Below are 7012 nucleotides of genomic sequence, written 5' to 3' on the forward strand. Positions count from 1 at the left end.
AACAAAATACCTGCCTTTTCACTACCACGACAAGGCTTCACGGTAAAGGAGGTGGCGCAGCGCTTGGAGGTATCTACTCATGTTGTCTATTATTGGCTTGATCATGGGATATTGCAGGGTCAGAAGATAGGACCGGGATTTCCTTGGGATATCCCGCTAGACGAGCAAAAAGAGATTGCACTACGACAACGTATTCAGGATTCTGGGCATCTTGAACCAGTCAAATTGCTGAAATAGGGTTACTATGCTATAAAGTCCAAAACCAAATTGGGAGGCGTGCAGTATGAACTTACCTTCGGTATACCTAAGAGACGCGTTCCGCCATTCGGTTTCGGGATTTCGACCCTTCGGACGGGACTCGGTTCATAGCTTCCGTTTTCTAAGCTTTCACGAATGGTTTGCCAATTCTGTAGAATGTGGTCTCGTAACTTATGTACGGACATCCCATCTACACCGTGGCTTCCTTTATTCGTTTCAACACGTTTAAGTGCTGACAGCAGATTTTCTCGTGACAATAGCGACTTCATCATTCTTCGATACACTCCTTGCGTGAATTGTTCTTCTCTTTATGCCGTTTGTAAGCTCAGCCCTTCTGAGTACCCTCGCGTATTCACCGCTACTTTCCTCAGATAAGTTCTCTTGAATTGTCTGCTTTCATCGCTTACCCTCGAATGCCAAGTCGTTCAATTCCTAGTTCATGTTCAGCCCTTCCCCAAGGTGTTGCAACACCTTGCGTACTATGGCTTCTGCTGACTTCTGCTGATTCAACCCACTCTCACAAATAGGCTTACGGCGTTTACTTCGCTTACCAGCAGATCTCCCCAGGTAAGAACGCTATCTTTCTCTCCACCTATCTGCCACATTTACTTTCATTCGCCTTTGGCAGTATGGACTTTGACTTGGACTGCAGCCTCATCCAACGAATGCTAGCCTTATATGTGATTCGTGTTCCTCAGACCGGAGATTTGCCGCCGACTTCCTTCAGATTCGACCTCACGGTCGACACCCTTGTCTTGAGCTAATGGCTACTACTGCCTTCACCATTCGGGATTTACACCCTATAGATAGCGCCCATGCTGGGCGCACAATCGAAAAAACCGTAATCATATTGATTACGGCTTTTAGTTACTCTATTTAATCGCTTTGATTATCGCCGATTGAATGTAGTTATCTACATTGGCACCGGGCACCCAATCCTTAATAAATTCTCGAGAATCGTCTTTTGGTTCAACAACAATACTTCGAAATCCGCTTCTTTGCAGGAATACCAATACTTCATCAATTGTAGATGCACCTGAAACGCACCCAGCGAGAGAATTAAGGTCACTTTTCAACTCCACCGGAAGTTCTGAAGTCATTACAACATCGGAAATCGCCAAACGCCCACCTGGTTTTAATACACGATAAGCTTCATTGAACACTTGCTGTTTATCAGGTGACAAATTAATTACACAATTTGAAATAATAACATCAATCGAATCGTTCAGTATCGGCAGATGCTCAATTTCTCCGAGACGAAACTCTACATTTTCATATCCATGTTTCTGAGCATTTTGGCGCGCACGACTAATCATCTCTGGTGTCATATCAACTCCATATACTTTACCCATTTCTCCAACTTGTTTAGATGCCAAAAAAACATCGAAACCAGCACCGCTGCCTAAATCAAGAACAACTTCCCCCAATTTTAGTGAGGCTATTGCCTGAGGATTTCCACACCCTAACCCGAGATTCGCACCACTTGGAACAACATTAAGCTCTTCATTTGTGTACCCCAATTTTGAGGAGACCTCATCCGGAGTGCTACAGCAGCTCGTTGCTGGTTCAGAGGAGGAGCAACAACTTGCACTGGGAATGCTCTCTATTGCAATCTGTTTATACCGATTGCGAACATGTTGACGTACTTCATCATTTTGAACCTGACTCATGGATCATCTCTCCTTTGTTATATCAAGAAATATTGATCAATACTTCATTTAAAAACCCACCTATGTGGGTTACGAGCAACATTCGCTTGATTGATTTTCGCTTTTTCGGAAGATACAGCATAATTCTGGTGAAAGCAACCGATTAACCTCTACGTGATTTAATTCATAATAACTCCAAGTTCCTTTAGTCTCTTTTGTTATCAGATTAGCATCAAGCAATATCTTTAGATGGTACGATAGTTTTGACTGCGGCATGTTTACAATGTCAACCAAATCACATACGCAGACACTTCCTTTTTGAGTAAGCTCATACATGATTTGCAACCGTTTCTGATCTGCTAAAGCTTTAAACTGGAGTTCGTATTTCGAAAAATCAACTTGACTCTCAACACTCGACGAAATAGGAAGCTCTTTAATCACTTTTAACTCCCCCTTTAGCAACAGGCTGGACAGCAGGCCAAATTGGTCTGTGGAATAATCTTAGGAAATTGCAGCTTATCTGGCTTACTTTCTTTGATATTTGCCCATTTCCAGGCATGACGAGCTTGCTCTTGGATTTCATGTTGTTGAAACTGCATGAGTTTCTCCATACTGTAAGGGTTCAACATCAGGCCGCCTCCTTAAATCAATTTTATTTGATGAATTGATCATAACACATAATATTTGGAAAATTCAAGGGTTAAATCAATTTATTTTGATTTAATTAACTTTTCAATTGCCGATTTACAAAACCTTAACTTTTATATATAAATAAATAATTATATAATCATTTACAAATGATATTGGAGCTGAGATAATGATGAAAAAACCAGTTCGCATTTACTTTTTATGTATTCAAAATCGCTGCCGCAGTCAAATCGCAGAAGCATTTGCTAAACATTACGGTGGGGAAAACGTTATTGTTGAAAGTGCAGGACTAGAACCTCATGATATTCATCCTTTAACCTTAGAAGTCATGAAGGAAGTTGGAATTGATTTATCAGGGAATGCTTCAAAGAAAATCGATATGAAGTATTTCATCGCATCGAATGTGATTGTGAAGCTCTGCCAGCAAGTTGCAGAACGTTGTCCCATTGTGCCCTTTGGCATCACAAGTGTCGATTGGGACATTGAGGATCCATTACTTTCAAATGATATCCAGTCAGTTCGACATGCACGTGACACAATACAAAAGAAAGTGATTGAACTCTTAAAAGGCTTGAATGTACCAATTTAAAGGAGCGTGTAATTTTGCCCGATATTGAACAACTATCTGAAGTGTGTAAGCTACTTGGGGACAAAATGAGATTGACGATTCTCTCTCTGCTCAAAGAACGTGAGCTATGTGTATACGAGCTTGTTGAACTCTTAAATACCAGTCAGCCAAATGTGAGTCAGCATATGCGAAAACTGAAATCAGGCGGTTTAGTTAAAGAAGCTAAAAAGGGCCAATGGGTTTTTTATTCTTTAAATATTGAGGATAAACCCTTCCTGAACGAGTTTTTTCAACACCTGCCATCCCAGAAAGAAAAAGTGGATGCCATATCATGTGAAGATCTAAATTGTTGTGATTAGGAGGAAACATGACTTACATTGCGGTACTAATTTTTCTTATTACGTTAACTTTTGTTATTTGGCAGCCTAAGGGCCTCAACATCGGATGGTCTGCTTCTGCTGGCGCTATCCTAGCTCTTATCTTCCAAGTCGTGTCTTTCCACGATGTACTGACGGTTACATCCATCGTTTGGAATGCTACGCTCGCTTTTGTCGCAATTATTCTCATTTCCTTAATTTTAGACAATATCGGATTTTTTGAATGGGCTGCCTTGCATATGGCGAGGATTGCAAAAGGAAATGGGCGGCTCATGTTTGTGTACGTCATTTTATTAGGCGCGGCAGTTGCTGCATTTTTCGCAAATGATGGTGCAGCGTTAATTCTAACGCCAATTGTCTTAGCGATGGTCCGAGCATTAAAGCTACCAGATAAAATGATTTTGCCTTTCATCATGGCAAGTGGTTTCATTGCGGATACAACTTCTTTGCCTTTGATTGTTAGCAATTTAGTGAACATCGTATCTGCGGACTTCTTCGGGATCAATTTTGTCACCTATGCAAGCCGCATGATTGTCCCAAGTCTTTTTTCATTAGCAGCAAGTTTGGTCGTCTTGTTCGTTTTCTTCCGAAAGAACATTCCAACGGACTACGACATGAAACAATTAAAGCGGCCTTCAGACGCTATCAAGGATCATAAGCTTTTCCGAATGTCATGGGTTATTCTTGGCATCCTTCTCGTCGCTTACGTCAGTAGCGGATTTATTAAAATTCCTGTTTCTATCATCGCAGGTGTCGTGGCATTGATCTTCATTTTTATGGCTAGATCAAGTAAGGCTATCGAAACGAAACGAGTGATCAAAGACGCTCCTTGGGCTGTAGTCATATTCTCTATCGGCATGTATGTAGTCGTTTATGGTCTTAAAAACGTCGGTCTCACCGATGCCCTTGGAACAGTGGTTGAGAACTTAGCAGGACAAGGATTATTTGTTGCAACAGTAGGAATGGGCTTCTTGTCGGCTATTTTATCCTCCATTATGAATAACATGCCGACGGTTATGATTGATGCTCTTGCCATTAAAGGTACAAATACAGACGGTATTATACGAGAAGCACTGATTTACGCTAATGTTGTTGGAAGCGATCTTGGACCTAAGATAACACCGATTGGGTCACTCGCAACCCTTTTATGGCTTCATGTTCTATCTACGAAAGGTGTAAAAATCACATGGGGCCATTATTTTAAGACAGGTATCATCCTTACTGTTCCAACGCTCTTAATTACCCTTACTGGGCTTTATTTATGGCTTCACGTTATTAATACAACAAGCGTGAATATTTGGTTGTTAATTGTTGCGATTGCAGTTGTTGTAGTAATCGCCGCGCTAATTATAAAAGCTACTCTGGGGACAAAACAAAAGAATAAAGGACATCAAGGATGCATTTAAGCTCTGAATGGTCCTTCAAAAAAGGAGAAATGAAATCATGGATAACAAAAAACCTTTAGTTTATTTTCTTTGCACAGGAAACTCTTGCCGCAGCCAAATCGCTGATGGCTATTTAAAAGCTTTGGGTGGGGACAAATATGAAGTGAAAAGTGCCGGATTGGAAGCCCACGGATTAAACCCACGTGCAGTGGCAACGATGAAAGAAGCTGGAATCGACATCTCAAACAATACCTCCGATGTTATTAATACCGAGATTCTAAGCAGCGCTGATTACATTATTACATTGTGTGGTCACGCTGACGAACACTGTCCTGTTGTCCGTAATGATAAGGCTCAAAGATGGCACTGGGGCTTTGATGACCCTGCCAAAGCAACTGGGACGGAAGAAGAAATTACAGCTAAATTCCGTGAAGTTCGTGAATCCATCAAAAGCAGGATCGAGCAATTCTTGAAAGAAGGCAAGTAAATGATTAAAAGAATGCACGTTGCGGTTAACTGTTCAGATCTTCAGAAGTCGCTTGATTTCTACCGTGCTTTCTTTGGTACGGAGCCTTCTAAAGTCAAAGACAATTACGCTAAATTCGAGCTGGATGATCCAGCCCTTCATTTTTCTTTAAATGTTCGTCCTTTTGAGAAAAAAGGCGTTCTTAATCATTTGGGATTCCAGGTGGATAACACGGAAGATGTTCTGGCAATGGGCGAACGTTTAAGACAAAGCGGACTTCTTCTCATTAATGAAATGAACACAACATGTTGTTATGCGGTTCAAGATAAAGTCTGGGTTTATGATCCGGACGGTAATGCTTGGGAAATTTTTTACACCAAAGAGGATTCGGAATTTGAATCTGCAGGGGATTTGCAGGATATGTCTCTATGTTGTGCTCCACCTTCTGCACCGTCCATGCCAGTAACAATTGAATTCACACCCTTTAAGAAAAAGTAAGGAGATCATTATGGAGAAAAATTATCAAGCACTTGTTGATGACAAAATATTTTTTGGTGGAGCTGCAGACGTAGAGGCTATGATTAAAAACGAGAACGTTGAGGTTGTAGTCGATTTGCGTGGAGAGGCTACGGAGAGTGCCTATCCTACAGATGGCGTAGAATGGCTTCAAGTGCCGCTTGGTGACAATGCGGAAGGTCCACAAGACCAACTATTCCAACAAGCTATAAATCATGTTGTAGAGGCTTATAAGAGTGGTAAGAAGGTTGGATTCCATTGCGGTGGTGGAAAAGGACGTACTGGCGCTGTGGCCATTGGCACTTTGATTACTTTAGGAAAAAGCGAAACCATCGAAGATGCTGAAAATTTGGCGAAAAGCATTCGCCCAGTGGTTAGTATTAGGCAGCCTCAGCGTGAGGCACTTGAGAAATTGTTTAAAAAGTAACAAGAAAGATTCAAAAAAGCGGAGAGTGTCTACAGACATTCTCCGTTTTTTTGCCAATGTTTCACGCAATGGAAAACATCAAAGCCAAGTACCCACAAATAACGAAAAACATCGCAGTTGCCACTGACCAAATAGGCTTCTTCTTTCTCCAAGCCCAGACCAATCCGCCAATCATTACAATAACCCCAGTTGCAGTAAGACATATACTAACCACATTCGGGATAAATTCCATGTCTACTCCCCTACTCACTTCGTAACCACTAATATATGTAAACCACGGCAATGGCGGCCCATCATCCAGAATAGTTTCAAGATCCCCGTGAGGAGGCTCTTACTGCCCCATGAATGCCGTAACCACAAGCAATAAAATAATTTGATTATCCAGTTAGCTCAGGAATGTCTTTAAATACGAACTAATGTTTGGTATAATGAAATCAAACATATGTTCGGGAGTGATTTTTATGGCAAAGCAAGAATCGATGAATCTTATTCAATTTCAAAAGAAGTTTCAAACCGAGGAAGCTTGCCATCAGCATTTGTTCAAGATGAAGTGGCCTGAGGGATATCACTGTCCAAAATGTCAGCACCAGAAGGCTTACGAAATTAAGACTCGTAATTTACCTCTTTACGAGTGTACGAATTGCCAACACCAAACAACCGTGATCACCGGAACGATTTTCGAAAAGACAAGAACGGATTTGGTCAAATGGTTTTGGGC

At 41.3% G+C, this 7012-nt stretch carries 11 protein-coding genes and 2 pseudogenes; 8 read left to right on the top strand and 5 right to left on the bottom strand.

Translation table 11 applies throughout. The features are described from left to right. Nucleotides 1–237 (top strand): annotated as a pseudogene (locus G519_RS46530) (hypothetical protein); the annotation flags it as partial. A 50-nt stretch (nt 238–287) separates the two neighbouring features. On the opposite strand, the pseudogene G519_RS0137205 reads toward G519_RS46530, so the two are convergent. The 4 genes and pseudogenes from G519_RS0137205 to G519_RS50925 all read right to left on the bottom strand — a co-directional run. Beyond that, nucleotides 288–530: pseudogene (locus G519_RS0137205) on the bottom strand (group II intron reverse transcriptase/maturase); the annotation flags it as partial. A gap of 600 nt (nt 531–1130) precedes the next feature. Beyond that, nucleotides 1131–1928 carry an arsenite methyltransferase gene (locus tag G519_RS0137210; RefSeq protein WP_029198871.1) on the bottom strand — a complete coding sequence of 266 codons (798 nt, stop codon included), beginning with the start codon at nt 1926–1928 and terminating at the stop codon, nt 1131–1133. A 69-nt stretch (nt 1929–1997) separates the two neighbouring features. After that, nucleotides 1998–2345, bottom strand: a complete 348-nt coding sequence (locus tag G519_RS0137215; protein WP_279626926.1) for an ArsR/SmtB family transcription factor — start codon at nt 2343–2345, stop codon at nt 1998–2000. 17 nt (nt 2346–2362) lie between these two features. After that, a complete protein-coding gene (locus tag G519_RS50925; RefSeq protein ID WP_154669663.1) occupies nt 2363–2536 on the bottom strand; it encodes a hypothetical protein in 174 nt (57 codons plus the stop codon). A 188-nt stretch (nt 2537–2724) separates the two neighbouring features. Between G519_RS50925 and G519_RS0137225 the strand changes: the two genes are divergently transcribed. The 6 genes from G519_RS0137225 to G519_RS0137250 are packed head-to-tail and all read left to right on the top strand — an operon-like array spanning nt 2725 to nt 6294. Next, nucleotides 2725–3144: an arsenate reductase ArsC gene (locus tag G519_RS0137225; RefSeq protein WP_051254064.1), complete on the top strand. Its 420-nt coding sequence runs from the start codon at nt 2725–2727 to the stop codon at nt 3142–3144. Between the two features lie 14 nt (nt 3145–3158). Beyond that, complete coding sequence (locus G519_RS0137230) at nt 3159–3482, top strand: ArsR/SmtB family transcription factor (protein ID WP_036635374.1); 324 nt, start codon at nt 3159–3161, stop codon at nt 3480–3482. Nucleotides 3483–3490: 8 nt separating this feature from the next. Then, nucleotides 3491–4906, top strand: a complete 1416-nt coding sequence (locus G519_RS46535) for an arsenic transporter (protein WP_084160528.1) — start codon at nt 3491–3493, stop codon at nt 4904–4906. A 37-nt stretch (nt 4907–4943) separates the two neighbouring features. Then, complete coding sequence (arsC, locus tag G519_RS0137240) at nt 4944–5372, top strand: arsenate reductase (thioredoxin) (RefSeq protein WP_029198875.1); 429 nt, start codon at nt 4944–4946, stop codon at nt 5370–5372. Beyond that, nucleotides 5373–5849, top strand: coding sequence for an ArsI/CadI family heavy metal resistance metalloenzyme (locus G519_RS0137245; RefSeq protein WP_029198876.1), 477 nt, complete (start codon nt 5373–5375; stop codon nt 5847–5849). 10 nt (nt 5850–5859) lie between these two features. Next, nucleotides 5860–6294, top strand: coding sequence for a protein-tyrosine phosphatase family protein (locus G519_RS0137250; protein WP_029198877.1), 435 nt, complete (start codon nt 5860–5862; stop codon nt 6292–6294). 61 nt (nt 6295–6355) lie between these two features. Here the strand turns inward: G519_RS0137250 and G519_RS50930 are convergent, their stop codons facing one another. Further along, complete coding sequence (locus G519_RS50930) at nt 6356–6526, bottom strand: hypothetical protein (RefSeq protein WP_154669664.1); 171 nt, start codon at nt 6524–6526, stop codon at nt 6356–6358. A 229-nt stretch (nt 6527–6755) separates the two neighbouring features. Here G519_RS50930 and G519_RS0137260 point away from each other — a divergent pair. After that, the coding region (locus G519_RS0137260; protein ID WP_029198878.1) for a transposase at nt 6756–7012 on the top strand (257 nt) is incomplete at its 3' end.

The sequence above is a fragment of the Paenibacillus alginolyticus DSM 5050 = NBRC 15375 genome (assembly GCF_000422905.1).
Taxonomy (GTDB): Bacteria; Bacillota; Bacilli; order Paenibacillales; family NBRC-103111; genus Paenibacillus_E; species Paenibacillus_E alginolyticus.